The organism is Clostridium sp. D53t1_180928_C8 (assembly GCF_015667795.1).
Classification (GTDB): Bacteria; Bacillota; Clostridia; order Clostridiales; family Clostridiaceae; genus Clostridium.
In genome coordinates, this window is sequence record NZ_JADPEL010000011.1 from 1 (window position 1) to 16,922 (window position 16,922).

12 protein-coding genes are annotated in these 16,922 nt (G+C 27.2%); 1 reads left to right on the forward strand and 11 read right to left on the reverse strand.

Annotated elements, in window-relative coordinates; all coding sequences use genetic code 11:
- Positions 1 to 214: 214 nt before the first annotated feature.
- On the reverse strand, positions 215 to 601 hold the full coding sequence (locus I4V51_RS09265) for a zinc ribbon domain-containing protein (RefSeq protein ID WP_195988156.1): 387 nt from the start codon (positions 599 to 601) through the stop codon (positions 215 to 217).
- A 182-nt stretch (positions 602 to 783) separates the two neighbouring features.
- Between I4V51_RS09265 and I4V51_RS09270 the strand changes: the two genes are divergently transcribed.
- A complete protein-coding gene (locus I4V51_RS09270) occupies positions 784 to 1,617 on the forward strand; it encodes a patatin family protein (protein ID WP_195988157.1) in 834 nt (277 codons plus the stop codon).
- Positions 1,618 to 1,812: 195 nt separating this feature from the next.
- Here the strand turns inward: I4V51_RS09270 and I4V51_RS09275 are convergent, their stop codons facing one another.
- The 10 genes from I4V51_RS09275 to I4V51_RS09315 all read right to left on the reverse strand — a co-directional run bounded on the left by I4V51_RS09275 (position 1,813) and on the right by I4V51_RS09315 (position 16,546).
- Entirely contained in the window at positions 1,813 to 2,373 is a 561-nt protein-coding gene (locus I4V51_RS09275) for a DUF6512 family protein (RefSeq protein ID WP_195988158.1), read from the reverse strand.
- Positions 2,374 to 2,516: 143 nt separating this feature from the next.
- A complete protein-coding gene (locus I4V51_RS09280) occupies positions 2,517 to 4,217 on the reverse strand; it encodes an FAD-dependent oxidoreductase (protein WP_195988159.1) in 1,701 nt (566 codons plus the stop codon).
- Positions 4,218 to 4,261: 44 nt separating this feature from the next.
- Complete coding sequence (locus I4V51_RS09285) at positions 4,262 to 4,585, reverse strand: rhodanese-like domain-containing protein (protein WP_195988160.1); 324 nt, start codon at positions 4,583 to 4,585, stop codon at positions 4,262 to 4,264.
- Between the two features lie 164 nt (positions 4,586 to 4,749).
- Positions 4,750 to 5,415: a Crp/Fnr family transcriptional regulator gene (locus I4V51_RS09290; RefSeq protein WP_207745935.1), complete on the reverse strand. Its 666-nt coding sequence runs from the start codon at positions 5,413 to 5,415 to the stop codon at positions 4,750 to 4,752.
- Positions 5,416 to 5,669: 254 nt separating this feature from the next.
- Complete coding sequence (locus I4V51_RS09295) at positions 5,670 to 6,932, reverse strand: ATP-binding protein (protein WP_207745936.1); 1,263 nt, start codon at positions 6,930 to 6,932, stop codon at positions 5,670 to 5,672.
- A 15-nt stretch (positions 6,933 to 6,947) separates the two neighbouring features.
- On the reverse strand, positions 6,948 to 7,076 hold the full coding sequence (locus I4V51_RS21380; RefSeq protein WP_260458195.1) for a hypothetical protein: 129 nt from the start codon (positions 7,074 to 7,076) through the stop codon (positions 6,948 to 6,950).
- On the reverse strand, positions 7,066 to 7,647 hold the full coding sequence (locus I4V51_RS09300; protein WP_195988161.1) for an accessory gene regulator B family protein: 582 nt from the start codon (positions 7,645 to 7,647) through the stop codon (positions 7,066 to 7,068). Before I4V51_RS09300 ends, I4V51_RS21380 begins: the two co-directional genes overlap by 11 nt.
- Before the next feature lie 136 nt (positions 7,648 to 7,783).
- Positions 7,784 to 8,029: a hypothetical protein gene (locus tag I4V51_RS09305; protein ID WP_195988162.1), complete on the reverse strand. Its 246-nt coding sequence runs from the start codon at positions 8,027 to 8,029 to the stop codon at positions 7,784 to 7,786.
- A 140-nt stretch (positions 8,030 to 8,169) separates the two neighbouring features.
- On the reverse strand, positions 8,170 to 9,795 hold the full coding sequence (locus tag I4V51_RS09310) for a Na/Pi cotransporter family protein (protein WP_195988163.1): 1,626 nt from the start codon (positions 9,793 to 9,795) through the stop codon (positions 8,170 to 8,172).
- 262 nt (positions 9,796 to 10,057) lie between these two features.
- On the reverse strand, positions 10,058 to 16,546 hold the full coding sequence (locus tag I4V51_RS09315) for a glycoside hydrolase domain-containing protein (RefSeq protein WP_195988164.1): 6,489 nt from the start codon (positions 16,544 to 16,546) through the stop codon (positions 10,058 to 10,060).
- Positions 16,547 to 16,922 lie beyond the last annotated feature (376 nt).

Sequence of the window (16,922 nt, forward strand, 5' to 3'; positions counted from 1 at the left end):
CTAAACTACTATTATCCATATTGGATACCTCCTTGTATTATAGTTGTGGTCGGCAAACCTACTATAATTTTACAACGGAGGTTTTTTTATTTCTACTCACCGCTAGAAGCTTTCCGGAACCACAGGTCGAACCTGTGGTATTCTAAATACAAAAAAAGATGCCTTTATCAAATTGATAAAGACATCCTTGTCTAATTAACATTATATCAATATATTATTTAACTTTTTCTCCGCAATATGGACAATATTCAAAACCATTTTCAACTTCTCTGTTACATTTTGCACATCTTTTTATTGAGTAATAACTTCCATAACTATTATTCACTTCATTTAAGTCCCAATATGTAATTTCTATATTTTGTCCTTTTTCTATTGCTTTTCCTTTTTCTTTTGGAATACTATAAATTGAACCACATTTCTTGCAAATTACATAATAATTTTCATTCCATTTAAATAGTGGAATAAAGAAAAAATGAAAAAAAGTAAAACTTTTTATCAATGTCAAATCACTAGATATATTACATTTTTTACAATATGAATTTATTAAAATCTTAATTTCCTTTTCTTTGCTATCAACACCAAATATTCCTATAAAAAACATTTATATACCTCTTTTCGTAGAACCTTTATATATTAAAAATTAATTGTTTTATAATTATTATAATTCAATTTTACAACTTATTAAACTATAACTTTATTTATAAATTCCTTATACTATAATTTGTATTAGATATTTTTTTAATTTATAATAAATAAATAATAACTTTTGAAAGGAGTATATTTATGCCTAGCTTAATTTTAGAAGGAGGAACCCTTAGACCAATTTTTACAGCTGGAATCCTAGATGCACTATTAGATAATAATATAAGTTTTCCTTATTGTATCGGCGTATCTGCTGGAATAACTAACGGTGTATCCTATCTTTCAAAACAAAAAGGAAGAAATTTAGAAATACTAATGAAATATAGAAATGATAAAAGATACTTGGGATACGGAAATTTCTTGAAATGCAAAAGTCTATTTGGACTAGATTTTGTTTTTGAGGAAATACCTAATAAATTAGTGCCTTTTGATATGGATACATATAAAAACTATCCCGGTAAAGTCCTAGTTGGAGTTACTAATGCTAAAACTGGTAAAACTGAATATTTGGATGGTAAAGAACTTGATGATAAAGCTACACTACTTAGAGCAACATGTGCTATTCCAATATTTTTTCCTGTTATAAAAATAAATAATAATGAATATTATGATGGTGGTCTTTGTGATCCAATTCCTGTAAAGAAAGCTATTGAGGATGGTAATAAAAAACATTTAATAATTCTTACCCAACCAACTGGATACAGAAAAGAGTTAAGTAAAAAAAATATATTTGTATCTAAAATGCTAAGTAATAAATACCCTAATTTAAAAGATGCATTTTTAACTCGTCATGAAAATTATAATGCTACAGTAAAATTCTGTGAAGAACTTGAAAATCAAGGCAAAGCAATAATATTAAGACCAGACTATAAACTAGAAAGCTTTGAAAAAGATACTAATAAAATTCAATCTAATTATAAGCATGGCTATGAAATGGCTATAAAACACTTAGATAAAATAAAATCACTATTTTAATAAACTGCAAACTAAATCTTAAGTCTGCAATTTAAGGATAATCCCTCTAAAGTTAGCGACTCCTGATACAAATTTTTATCAGAAGTCGTTAACTATAAGGCGTAAAGCTAATAAACATAGTGAAGTGAAAATTTTACCGCTTCCTTGAAAAGTAATATTACATTTTTCGTTCTCACTGTAGTTCGCAGTTTGTTTCTATATTCCGTATAATCCTGTATTTCCATCTCTAAACATAGGTATGTGTATTGGATAAAATGTAAAAAATATTGTCAATCCTATTATTAATAAAATTATTAATATTCCAATTATTAATTTTATATTTGTAGATCTACTATTTTTATATAAATTAAGGGCTAAAATTTGTCCTATTATTAATGCAAGAAATAAAGAAAATACATCTAATATAAATGATGAAAATCCTAATGCACCTTTATAAGTATAATAAAAATTAGTAATAACAATTGGAATAATTAGTACTGAAATAGCTGCACTAAAAATCCACTTTCTAAAATCTATATTTACTTTTTTCCTTAGTATGCAGTAACTAATACTCCACCATAAAACAAGAGGAATAGTAGCTAATTTAAAATGTTCTACAACACTTTCATTTACTGGAGTTATTGCCCCTACTATTGCCATTTCACCTGTTAAGTCATATAAGAAATGAATTGGAGTACCTATTATAAATAAAATAGGTATAGACAAAATAATATTTTTCTTAATGCTCCTATAATCATCCACTAAGAATTTATTCAAAATATATCCCCCTAAAAATTCATCTATATTATAGTATTTATATATACATATTTTGTTAACTTATAAATAAACTAAAATTCCCTTCAAGAAATATATAGTATCTATATACCTTGAAAGGAATTATATAATAAATAAAGCTATACTTATTTAAAATTATATTTAGTCATAATACTTTCTCTATCCTTTATTTTATCATTATACGCTTCATAAAATGATAACCCTAAAAAGCTTGCTGTTATATTTATTACATTATCATAACCTAAATTTTGAAGTGCTAATGCTGCATTATAACTTCTTTGTCCTGTTCTACAGTGTAAATAAACTGTTTTATCCCTTGGAATTTCACTCACTCTTTCTCTTAGTTCACTTAAAGGAATATTTATTGCTCCTTTAATATGCCCATTTTCAAATTCCATTCTTTCTCTAACATCAACTATATATGATCCATTTTCAACTAACTCTCTTACTTTATCAACATTAACTTGCTTAAATACTCCACTTAAAATGTTTGAAGCAACATAACCTGCATAATTAACAACATCTTTTGCAGTGCCAAATGGAGGTGCATAACATAATTCTAAATCCTTTAAATCTTCTACTGTTGCACCAAATTTAATAGCTGTTGCTATTACATCTATTCTCTTAACTGCATCACCTCTTCCTATGGCTTGAGCTCCTAAAACCTTACCTGTTGGAACTTCAAATAAAAGCTTAAAATGTAATGGTGATGAGTTTGGCATTATTCCTACCTTGTCATTAGTTGATATTCTAACTATATCATACTTAATATTCATTCCTAAGACTTTTATTAGTGATTCATTTAATCCAGTTGATGCTGCATTATAATCAAACACTTTAATGGCTGATGAACCTATATACCCATTATTTACTGTAATTTTTCCATTAATATTATCTGCTACACTTCTAGCAGCTTTTTGGGCTGGACCTGCTAATGATAATTTAATATTCCTATGAGTTAATGCATTATAAACTTCTATTGCATCTCCAACGGCATAAATATCTTCATCACTAGTCTTATAATTACTATCTACTTTTATAGCTCCAGTTTCACCTATTTCAAGACCAGCATTCTTAGCTAGCTCTATTTCTGGTATTATTCCAATTGCCATAACCACAGCATTTGCTTTTATCTCCTTTCCAGACTCTAATACTATTGTATCCTTTTCAAAACTAACAACTTTATCATCAACAACTAAATTCACTCCATGATCAACCATTTCTTTATGGAGTATTTGAACCATATCATAATCAAAAGTCTTTAATATTTGTGGCATTGCTTCTATTAATGAAGTACTATATCCACCTTCTATTAAGTTTTCAGCTGCCTCTACACCTATATATCCTCCACCAATAACCGCAATATTTTTTCCTTCAATCTCTTGTATAAATGTATTTAATTTATCTATATCTACAACATTTCTTATAGTAAATATTTTAACATTTTCAATACCTTTAATATTAGGAACTATAGGTCTTGCCCCTGGTGAAAGGATAAGTTTATCATATTTTTCTCTATAAATTTCACCTGTTAAAACATTTTTTACTTCAACTTCTTTATTATTTCTGTCTATAGATAAAACTTCACTACTAACTCTTGCTTCTATATTGTATTGAGCCTTAAATTTTTCAGGACTCATTAAAACCAACCTATTTGCGCTTTGAATTGTACCACTTAAATGATACGGAAGAGCACAGTTTGAAAATGATACATGTGGACCTTTTTCAAACATTATAATTTCGTCTTCTTCACTATTTCTTCTTAATCTTGCAGCTGCGGAAGCGCCTCCTGCAACTCCACCAACAATTAAAATTCTTTTTTTCATAATTATCTCATCTCCACAAGTTTAAAATATTAAATTTGGTAATTTTACCAAGATCTATGTTTTCCTAAATATGCTCCTACTCCACCTACAACATTTGTAACATCAAATCCATTTTTGCTTAACTCACTACAAACTCTTGAACTTCTTCCTCCTGATTGACAAATTATATAATACTCTTTACCCTTTTTTAAATACTTATCGGGATTACTTAAAAGTGTTTGCATTGATATATTTTTAGAAGTCTTTATTGTCCCTCTACTATATTCATAAGGCTCTCTTATATCTATAAGTTCTACTTTTCCTATTAAATTATCAATATCATTTACATTAACTGATTTTCCATTATTTCTATTAAAAAAACTAAACATAATATTCCTCCATTTTTATTAACTATAAAATTTAAGTTAATCAAAATTTAGTATTTTTACTTAATAAAATTTTATCTTTAATTTGATTGATTAGTATATATTAAGCTTTTAACTAACTTACACTTTTATCTTATTCTTAAAATTCAATTTAGTTTGTAACTATATCACTTTAATATTTCATTTAAATTTTTTTCTATCTGTATTTTTCCTCTACTTAATTTCAAATATCCCTTTTTCTCTAATTCCTTTAATTTTCTACTAACTACTTCTCTTGCTGAATCAAGCTCAAATGCTAACTCATTATGAGTTATATAAATGTTCTTACTTTTTTTATCAATAAGTAACTTTACTAATCTATTTGTTAATGATTCATGCCTTACTTCTTCTTTAATATTTATAATAATCTTAAGCTTCTCATATAAATCTTTATAAATATATTGTAAAAATAATGTATCTTGTAATAAATATTTATTAACTACATCAAAGGGTATAACACATATTTTAGAGTCTTGTATTGCCTTTCCTATAATATTTAATGATTTACAATTCATAAAACAACTTAATGCTTCATGACATAATTGTCCTCGCTCTATATTATAAAGATTAGTTTCTTCGCCTCTTTCATTTAATTTATTTATTTTTATACTTCCGCTTATAACAAATAAAAAACCTATACATTCTCCCTCATTTGTAGATAAATACTCATCTGCAAAAAGATCTTTAAATATAGCCTTTTCTCCTAATATCCCTTTATTTTCTTCATCAATTTGAGCAAGTACTGGATAAGCCTCATAAAGTTTATTTATATAATCATTTTTTTTATTAATCAAATTAACCCCTCCTATTAATTTATTATTTAAATAATTCTATGTTTTTCATATTATATATATCTTATTTATAATTTTACATTTTTAATATATAATATATGTGACTAAGTCACATATATTATAAATCACTCTTTTTTAGTATTACACTTATATATAAATTCTTTAATAATTTAATTGTAAAAATTATTATTTTCAAAAAAAAAGATATAACTTGAGTTTATATAACTCAGTTATACCTTTTTCAATAGATATTTAATTTAAAATAACTTTTTAGATGGTAGCTTTATTATAAATGAAGTAGCATCTTCACCACTAAACACAGATACATCCCCTTTATAATGATCTATAATTTCCTTAACTATAGCTAATCCAAAGCCATGATCTTTATCTCTATTTTCTTTTGTAGAAAAACCTGGCTCAAATATTCTATTTATAATATTTTCTTCTATTTTAGGTCCAGTATTTTTTATGTCAATTATAAAATTATTAAATCCATAATAAGTTTTAATGGTAATTACACCTCTACCATTCATGGCTGTAATAGAATTTCTTAATATATTAGAAACTACTCTTTGTAATTCCATTTCTGACATATATATTTCATTTAAATCTGCTTGTTCATCAACTATTATATTTATCCCTCTATGGTCAATACTATTTACAATCATAGATATTATTGAATCATTAGATACTATTTTAACTTCAGAAGTAATATTATTATGTCCATTTATTATATCTTTTAATAATTCACCTAATCTATCATATTTACCCATAAGATGCATTCCATATAAATAAGAAATCTGAGCTCCATAATCATGTTTTACTTTTTTTAGTTCATTAACTTTTTCTTCTAATGCATTATTTAATCGTAAAATCTCTTTTGACTTTTTTTCTATATGTGCAAAATAGATTGTAATTGCAATCATAAATATAGCTAGTAAAATAAATATTATTTCCTTAAATAATGGATCCTCAAATTCATTTATCATTAAATTAAAGAAATTAATAAAATCAATAATTATTGTTACTATTATTAATGATATTGCAGATAAATTTTTTGATCTAATAAATCTATAAGCTTTATAAATTATTTCTCTTTTTAAAAGTACAATATAGGTCATTATATATTGTGGTACATACATAGATAATACAATACCAAATTCTATGTATTCATTTCTAATATTAGGTCTTATGTATCCATGAAATATATTGCCACAAATTATTACATTTATATTTATTAGCAAATATATTATACTAAATGCAATAGTAGCTCCCAATGAATCTTTTTTGAAAGCAATAGCTCCTAACATTAATAACATACCATGAATAACAATAGCTCCTAAATTTGAATTTCCCATTATTGCTGTTGAAATTAGAACAGTTATAACCATTATAGCTATACAAAGTGCCTGTTGTGACTTACTCTTCTTATATTTATCATCTATACAATAATTTATAGTACAAATAATCATTATACACTGTAATACTGTGTTTGTTAAATCTGCTATCTTTATTATCATTTGTACATCTCTACTTTATCTTAATTTTTTAATTGATTCTGGCATTTCTTCAACACCGATTGTAGCAATAGATGCATTTCCTGCATTTATCATAATAGCAGATAACATTAGTATAAAAGAACCTATGCATTTTTTAATCTTCATTTTTTATACCCCCTATTTTCTTATATTTATTAAACAAAAGCATTACTTGAACAACGCATGTCCATACTATTGTTTGGGAAAACCATTTCAGATTGAACATAATAATTGATATAACTAAAAATACTAAAGTATTTACAATGCCAATATACCTATTTCTTTTTATTAATTTTTTCTTTGTTAATGGCATCTTTTCATTTATTATAGGAATCTGATTATATATGCAAAAAATACTTATTAAATTTAGTATAATGCAGGTTACAATATCTAAATTACTATTTTTAGATATTAAAATTATACTTGATACAATTATTAATGTTCCCACAAAACACTTAATTTGAGTATCTTCATGATATCCTCCAGTAAAAGGCTTTGTACTCATCATAAAAATAATAATTACAAAACATTCCTTAAAAAAACCAAGCAAAAAAAATATTAATAAAACTAATACTAATTTAATAAACTCATATGTTGTTACTTTCATAAAGTATTTCATTTGCTCTACTTGTATTTCATTATAATTATTATGTTTCTGTAAATCTCTTATAAACCAATTTATAATTTTATCTATCATATTCTACCTTCAAACTATAAATTTTGTCACTTCATACTAATTATATCATAATTCTTATATTTTGTTTAACTATTTTATAAAAAATAGTGCTATATATGATAAATAACACTATCTTTTATTATTATTAAGTTTTTTTCTACAATATTTTCCTTATACTATTAATATCATACTCTTTAATTAGCTTTTGTTTATCTTCTGTGTAAATTATTAGACTAACCTTACCTTCTTTATACTTTAAATATCTTCCTTTATTTTTACTGCCTATTATATTAACTGATTTTCCTCTTTTTAACTCCTTTACATTACTCGAGTTACAATATTCACATTTCTCTTTTAGTGTAAATACTCTTTGACAATCTAAACAATAATTCAATCTTTGCATTATAGCTTCTCCCCCCATAAAAACTTAATCTAAATCATTTACATATTAAATTTATATGAGTTTTAAATTAATTATATAACAACATTTATATTAAACATTTTCTATAAAATAATATAATTTTCTCTATTATATATAGCTTTCTAAGAATACATCTTATAACTATGATTTTCTCTAACTGTTGCTATATTATTAGCATGATCCCCTATTCTTTCAAGGTTTGATAACAAGTCAAAAAACATCACTCCTGAACTTGCATAACATTGCTTTGAATTTAATCTTGCTATATTATTTTTTCTAAATCGCTTCTCAAGCATATCTATACGCTCTTCAACCTCATTGACAACCTTATCATTGTTTATATCATAATTAGAAAAACATTTTATAGCAATATCCAATGAATCTAATGTTGCTGTGGAAATTTCTTCAATCTCCTTTAATGCCTGTTTAGACATTTCAATATTATTATTAAATTTATTTGTAGCTAGTTCTGCAATATTTTCTGCATGGTCACCTATTCTTTCTATATCATTAATAGTATGATATACCTCACTCACTAACTCCGCATTTTCCTGAGGCAAGTTATGTTGTGATAATGCTATTAAATATTCTGTAATCTCTCTTTCTAATGTATTAATTATATTTTCATTTTCATATACACTTTTTATATTTTCACAATCTCCATAAAAAAATGCTTTCATTGCTAATTGAAAGTTATCTCTCGAAATCTTAGCCATTCTTATAGTCTCTTTAATAACTTGAGTACTTGCAACAACTGGAGTTTCTAAAAGTTTTTTATCAAGATATATTGATCCACATACTTCTTTTTCTTCCTCATCAGGCAAAACTTTATTTACAAATTTAACAAAATACCCCGATATAGGTAAAACTACTAAGGTTATTACTATATTAAATATAGTGTGTGCATTTGCAACCTGTCTTCCTAAATTATTGGGTGTTAAATAAGCTACAACCTTTACCACATAAACTGAAAGTGGTAAAAATATTATAGTTCCAAAAATCTTAAACAACAAATGTAATAAGGCCGCCTTTTTAGCTGTTTTATTTGCTGTTAAAGATGCTATTATTGCTGTAACACAAGTTCCTATATTACATCCTAATACTATTGGAAAGGCTATTTTCATATCTATTGTTCCGGCTGATGCTAGTGCAACTAATATTGATGTAGTTGCTGATGAACTTTGTACTATTGCTGTCATTATTACACCAACTAAAACACCAAGTATTGTATACCTTCCCATAATTATAATTATCTCTTTAAAAATATCTAATTCTGCTATTGGTTTCATTGATGCTGACATTAGTCCCATCCCCATGAATAATATTCCAAATCCAACCGAAATAACTGCAATATCTTTTATCTTTTTTTTCTTAGATGATAACATAAGTATGGCGCCTATTCCTATAAATATAGGTGCAACAACTTCTAAATTAAAGCTTACTATTTGTGCTGTTATTGTAGTACCTATATTAGACCCTAATATAACTCCTGTAGCTTGTACTAAAGACATAAGTCCAGCATTAACAAAACTAACAACCATAACCGTAGTAGCACTCGAACTTTGGATTACAGCCGTTACAATAGTTCCAACTAATACTCCCATTATTTTATTACTTGTTATTTTCTCTAATATTCCCTTTAGCCTTTCTCCTGCTATATTTTCAAGTCCATCACTCATTAGCTTCATTCCATATAAAAATAATCCTAGTCCCCCAAATATACCTGTAAAAATCTCAAAGTTACTCATTAACCTTATATCCTCTCTAATTTAAAAATTTATTTATAGGTTTTTTTTTATTTTAACTATACTTTTTTAATTACTATATTTACTATGTATAATATTAATAATTTACAATTACGCTTTTATTCATAAATAGCTATAAATTTCATATACGAACTATCTCTAACACTATTCTTATCTAAAAAAACTTAAATAGAACCACAATTTAATATAACTCTAAATTGTGGCTATTTAACTTTATTAAATAAAAGAAAATTATTACTTAAACTTAACTCTTTAAATACTTATTTTTTCTTCTACATAATCTTATTCCAATAATAACTGATAATATACCTACAACAGTTGTACTCCCTAAAGCAACCTCTCCTGTTTTCGGTAATTTATTATTGTTGCTTCTAGAACTAACATCTACTATAGAACCATTATTTTCTGCTATATTATTATTGATTTTATTTGACTTTAAAGAAACTAACTCAGATATAGCTTTTTCTAATAATTCTTCAATATTTTCTAGATCCTTTTCAGAGGCATCATTATATTTCATTACATTATTTGCTTTTAAAGCAATTTTTTGTAACTTATTCCATGAATCTTTAGTATAATCTGCTTCATTTAATAATTCTACCTTATTTAATAATTCTTCAAGTTTATCCCTGCTTGGCTTTAATCTTAGATTTAAATATGCTCTCATTAAATTATTATAAGCTTTATCTATCTCTTCTTGAATTGCTTTTTCATTAACTAAAACTACCTTTGCTTTTTCAAGTTCACTTTGCAAATTTAACCACGTTGTAGCAATATAGTTATTTTCTTTATTACTTAATTCTAGAATCATATTTATAAGACTCTTAAGATTCTCCCTTTTAATATTATCTTTAACTAATTCATCTATAGATTTTTGTAACTTATCTATAGTTTTATTAACATCATCTTTTAAAGCATTTTTGTCCTCATAAACCTTTTTAGCCTCATTTAGACAATTTTGTAATTTATCCCAAGAATCCGATGTATACTCTAATTCTATTAACGCTCCTGCAATATCAATAATAGCCTTTAAAGCTCCCTTATCACCTGCTTCAAACTCAAGCATCCAAATAACATTTATTAATCTATTTGCAACTGCTTCTACCTCTACCTTCATAGCTTCTTCATTATTATAAACTAATTTTGCTTCACCTAATGCTGAATTAAATTCTTTAACTACCGCTGGCACAAGGTCTTTTAGCAATCCCTCTGATATGGCCTCCTCCGCATAAGAAATAGCTACTTTTAATAATGTTTTATCTACTTTAATATCTGGATCAATTGACTTATCTATTATTATTATACTAGCTGTTGCTCCAGCTATAGAAATTTCTTTGCCTTCTCCATCTGCAATCTTTCCTTCTTGAGAACTAAACACTATATTTTCACCAATATCTTTTGACTTAAATACTAACTTAATAATATCCTTATCATTTTCTACTTCTTGTCCCTTTGTTGAAATTAAAACTCTAACTTTATTGTCTACAACTTTAGTTGTAATAATATATCTATATTCATTTATTACTCTTGCTTCTACGAAATCAACCTTTGAACCATCAAATTCAACTTCAAAATCCATAGCAAAAATTCCATTTTGTAAATTATTAGTACTAACCACTAAGTCAAAGTTATTTCCTAGTACAACTTTTTCTTCTAATTTAAATCCAAGTGAAGGATTTAAATTCTCAACTTCTTCTAGTTCATTTTTAGCGCTATTTAACCTTTGAACTAATCTATCTATTTGAACTTGTGCTGAAGTTATATCTTCATATACACTCCTAGCTTCATTATATACAGACATTAATTTATCATAAGATTCTTCTGTATACTTACTTGCATCTAATACTTCAACTTCATCTAATAAAGCTTTTAATTCATTTCTAGTTACTTTTCCTAATGCGTTATCTATTTCACCTAATTTAAATCTAGTACCCATAATATAAGTGTTGTTATTAGTATTAGTATCAAAGTTCCCATAAGAATTTAAAAAGAATGTACCATCACTCATAACTACGTTACCAGCATATCCACAATCTCCAGCTTTAGTAGAATTAGTATAATCTTTTCCTAATCTAATTCTATACTCACCATCTCTACCATTTATTAAATCTTCATAAGTTCCAACCCAACCTATCCAATCTCCAGCCATCCAATCATTATCTGATGTATTTCCATCCTGTCTAGTATCTAATTTAATCTCCCTAAAGCTTATTAATAGCCTTCCACTTATTGGATCATAAACAGCTTTATGTCTTTCACCATTTAATGAACCTTGAACCTCTCTTGGTCTACTCCATGTTTTACCTTCATCATCTGAATAGAAAATAGTTGATGTGTGCTTATGAGATTGACTTCTTGCAAGAGCAACTATGCGCTTCCCATCTGGTGATCTAAACATACCAACTTCACATATTTGATATTTAGACTCTAACTCTCTATACTCACTTAAATATGGTTCTGGATCTGACCATTTCTCATTCCCATTTTCATCAAATGTTAAGTAAGTTTTATAGTTAACATAGTCATAATCATGAAATACGCCCATCCACTTATCAATAAAATTTCCCTTCTCATCTTTTAATTGAACTAAACTTGCCATAGCAACAATAGTTCTAATTCCAGTATTCCATTCTGTGTAATCCCCCCAAGTTTCGCCATTATCATCAGATATTGATGTTTTAAAACCTCTAAATGTACTTCCATGCCACTCTGGTCCACCAGAAATAGATATTAACTTTTGGCTACCATCTACAAGATTAAGCTTGTATATAGTAGGGGTTTCCTCCGATGATTTCCAAGTTTCATTAGCTAGAACTCTCCTTTTCCATGTTAATCCTCCATCAGTACTCTTACTTAATAAAGCTTCCCCAAAGCCATGTCCTTTTGGATAAACAGTTAGTATTGTTTTATCATCATCTAATAAAATAGTATCTGGCTGTCCAAGATATTGTCCTTCCTCTCTATCTATAACTATTTGTTTATCTGATGTAATATCATAAGATTCTAATGTATTTTGATAATTTATTCTTTTATTAACCCTAACATCAACATTTTCAATAAATTCTTCATCTTTGTTTGACACTGTAATAACAGTATCACCATAAGATGCCCCTGTAATTAATCCATTTTCATCTACTGTTGCAATATTAGAATCTTTACTTTTAAATACAACTTTATCATCAACTTTATCGCTAATTAAATCTGCAATAATTTGAACTTTTTCATTAACATAAACCTCTTTATAGTTACTATCAACATTTAATCCATTTACAGCTTTAGCTTCAATTACTTCTTCAGCTGTTAACGCCCTATTATAAACCTTAATCTCGTCTACTTCTCCAACAAATCCCCTACCACCAATAAATGCTAAAGGGGCTTTCATTGGATTATTCTTAGTATATTCATTATTATTTCCAACCTTTTCTCCATTTACATATAAAGCTAATCCTTCTGATTTTGAATTAGTATATGCCATATGAACCCATTTATTTTTAGATATTTCTGTAGGAAAGCTTAATGTACCTTCATTAACATGTACTCCTGGTTTTGCTGAATTAACTCCAACTCCAACAGCTAAATCTAACGATAAAGAGTTTTGTTCTGATGATCCAGTTGCAACTCTACCATCCCACATAACTGAAGCCGTACCATCTTCATTGCCTCTTTTTACCCAGAATGATATTGTCCAATTTTCCTGCAAATCTGCTGGATCTTTAATTTTAACATTATCAGTTCCTACATTAAAATTTAAAGCCTTTCCCGACTTTCCTTCTATAATATTTGCTCCATCTATTTTTCCATTATATAAGGAACCATCCCCCCATGAATTCTTAACTACATTACCATCTATATTATCAAAGCTATAATAAGCCACCCTTGCTGAATCTTCTATAGAGCCTTTATTGACAATTATATTTATAGTTGCTTTCTTTGATGAATCTTGTACTGATGTTGCTGTAATTTTTGCTGTACCTACTTTAATTCCTTTAGTTACACCCTTGCTATTAACCGTTACAACATCTTCATTGCTTGATGTCCATACTACATTTTTATTTAATGCATTTTCTGGTAACACAGTAACTGCTAATTCAATACTTTCACCTAATTTTATAGTAGAATCTCCATTATTAATTTCAACTGAATCAATTATATTTACTCCATTATTTTTTAATTCAGTATACTTTTTAGTTATATTTTTAATTTCATCTTTAATTGATGCCATATCTTCTGGAATCATAGCCCTAGTTTCATCTGTTGCATATTTTGCTCCCCCATGTTCACCAATACCATTTTTTGTTCCATCATAATTTAACTTAACTGTATCTAATAATTTATCTACATCATCTTTTAAAGATGTTATTTCATTTTTCATCATATATAACTTATTTACATCTCTTATACCTTCAGCTATTTTTTCTAACCTTACAGAACTCTTAGAAGTTTTATCTATTGAATCTTTTTCATCTGGATATATTAAAAAGGTATCTCCAGCTTCAAAAGCCCAATGCGTTGTATCTATAAGTGGATCTTTAACCCAAGCATCAAATGCCCATCTCATATATCCTGTTGCACCTTGAGCTGCGGTAAACATCATAGTCCAATAACTTTCTCCTGGCATACTTAAAGCTAATGAATTTGGAAAATGCTCAGTACAAGTATATATTGTTGTTTTATATTCTTTTTCTGAATTATTTCTATCAGAAACAAAACTCTTATAATCTGCTAAACTTCCCTTTGCAGCAGTTGAACCAACACTCAAATCATCTATCCTATCAGTTATATGCTTATATCCTGTGCTAAAATGATCCATCGCAGCTGCTTTTTTAAGGACCTTATCATGCCTATTTTTGACCTTATCTATTACATCAAAGGCCTTATCCATATTAACTCTTTCATCTATTCCTATATAAGTATCCTCGAACCATCCTTTTTCATCTAAATGTTCAACTAACTTATTTAAAAATTGTAACCATACTTCTTCATATCTATCTGTTCCCGCAGGCAAATTTTCTACCTTTGTAGTTTGTGTAGCTTCATCATAGTACTTAACATTATTTCCCCATGGAATCATACTATAACATACTATTTTATCACCAATACCTAAATCTTTATTAAATTTAACCCATTTATCAAAATCAGTATAATCAAATCTAAATGTTCCATCTGCACTTCTAATCCATTTTATCATTGATGGATATCTTATTTCATTTTCACTATAAGTTTGTCCTCCCCATGCTTCTTCAACTATTGAAGCTGTAATGGCATGACCACCTAACTCTTTATACTTTAACATATGAGGTTTTAAAATCTCTAAATGCTCTTCTGAAAATGGTTTTAATCCATAGTACTCAGCAGAACTATAAGGATATTGCCAAGCTTCAAAATCAAATCCATAATCACTACTATTTGGCATTGTTGCATCTAAAACTTCTAATAAATAATTAAATGTCATATTATCAACACCATCTGCAGTTACTGTTATAATCCCTTCATAAACTCCTGAATCTGTATTTGCTGGAACATTAATTTCAATCCAAATTGGTTGAAGTGAATTAAACTCAACGTCAACTGGATCTTCTGTATATAATATATCTGGAACACTAACTTTGTAATTATCATCATTTGGAGTATTTTGTGGGCCATCACTTGAAGCATGATATCCTGCATCTCCAATGTAAGCCTTTGTTTCTTTAAGGAATGTAGTTATAATATTCTCAGATGATATTACATTTTCTCCGGAAATAAAGTCACTAGATGAAACTGTAACATTTTTTAATTCTCCTTCTTTTGATGCAACAATAATCTCGGATATAGCCTTATCAGCTTTCCATGCATATAACTCTTCTTTCATATTACCTAATTCTAATACTTCTTTATATCTATCTTGAGTATAGTGTGAATTAGTATCAACTATAGTTCCATGCATTGATGTATTTGCCTTCCTAACAGTTACATTAATAGTATCACTTAAGCCAAACTCATCTGAAGTAGCTCTAATAATAACATTTCCTTCTCCAATAGCTTTAATTATGCCATTTTCAGAAACAGTTGCAATTGCTTCATTATCACTAGAATATACAATATCATCTGCCACTGAATAACTTGGAGTAAATACTGGTGTTAATTGCTTTTTAGCGCCTTTAACCAGTTCTATGTCTTCTCCCATTTCAATTTTAGTAACCTGATATTTCTCATGAAGTATTTCAACTCTGTCAACTTGAATAACTGCTTGATTATGACTTGAATTAGAATTTATTCCTGTTGCTTCTGCTTTTAATGTATATTGTCCTTCTGTTAATCCTCCAAAAGCATAAGCTGGAGAGGTATTATCTACTCTTGCATCAACTATAACTTCACTACCTTCTATAATGTTTCCATTTGTATCAAATAGTGAATATTTAGTTTTCCCATTTTGTGGAGTCTTATTTCCATAAACCTCAATTCTATTACCAACAAAGTCAACAGTATAATATTTTTGTTCTGGATTTATTTCTCCATTACTTAAAACATTATAATGTTCTGATTTATTACCTGATCCACCTGCTACCCACCCATTACCATAATAAGTGAAATAATTAATTTCCCCTGAAGTTTTAGTATCCTCAATTATAGTTCTTATATTACTTTTTAACTCATTTGCATAAGCTATTAAAGTATTAGTTGGAATATAGTTTATTAAAAATATAAAGCCTAAAAACACCACCTTAAAATTAAATTCTTTCTTCCCCCTCACTTCATATCCTCCTTAAATTTAAAATATTATAAAAAAGCCATAAAGTTAATAATCTAGATATTAAATTATATATCTTACCTGTACTACTACCTTATAGCTTCTTTAAAAACAACCTTTATTTATCTTATTTATCTTATTTATCTTATTTAATTTTAAATTCACTTCATGCATATTTTATTTTATGTAACCTAATTAACCATTAAGATTAAAGTGATTTCTTCTTACAATAACTACTTCTTCTAAGATTATATTTCAACTAATTTTGCTTCATTCATAACTGCCATTAATATTTAATACGTTTACACAAAGCATATTTATTACTAACTAAGTTTTCCTCTTTACTCTCTTAATTATATTATATATATTAATTTTTTGT

Bases quoted from the DNA above. Each gene is read 5' to 3' on its own strand.
- I4V51_RS09265 (WP_195988156.1), bottom strand. From the start codon at position 601: ATGTTTTTTATAGGAATATTTGGTGTTGATAGCAAAGAAAAGGAAATT.
- I4V51_RS09270 (WP_195988157.1), top strand. From the start codon at position 784: ATGCCTAGCTTAATTTTAGAAGGAGGAACCCTTAGACCAATTTTTACA.
- I4V51_RS09280 (WP_195988159.1), bottom strand. From the start codon at position 4,217: ATGAAAAAAAGAATTTTAATTGTTGGTGGAGTTGCAGGAGGCGCTTCC.
- I4V51_RS09285 (WP_195988160.1), bottom strand. From the start codon at position 4,585: ATGTTTAGTTTTTTTAATAGAAATAATGGAAAATCAGTTAATGTAAAT.
- I4V51_RS09295 (WP_207745936.1), bottom strand. From the start codon at position 6,932: ATGATAATAAAGATAGCAGATTTAACAAACACAGTATTACAGTGTATA.
- I4V51_RS21380 (WP_260458195.1), bottom strand. From the start codon at position 7,076: ATGAAGATTAAAAAATGCATAGGTTCTTTTATACTAATGTTATCTGCT.
- I4V51_RS09300 (WP_195988161.1), bottom strand. From the start codon at position 7,647: ATGATAGATAAAATTATAAATTGGTTTATAAGAGATTTACAGAAACAT.
- I4V51_RS09305 (WP_195988162.1), bottom strand. From the start codon at position 8,029: ATGCAAAGATTGAATTATTGTTTAGATTGTCAAAGAGTATTTACACTA.
- I4V51_RS09310 (WP_195988163.1), bottom strand. From the start codon at position 9,795: ATGAGTAACTTTGAGATTTTTACAGGTATATTTGGGGGACTAGGATTA.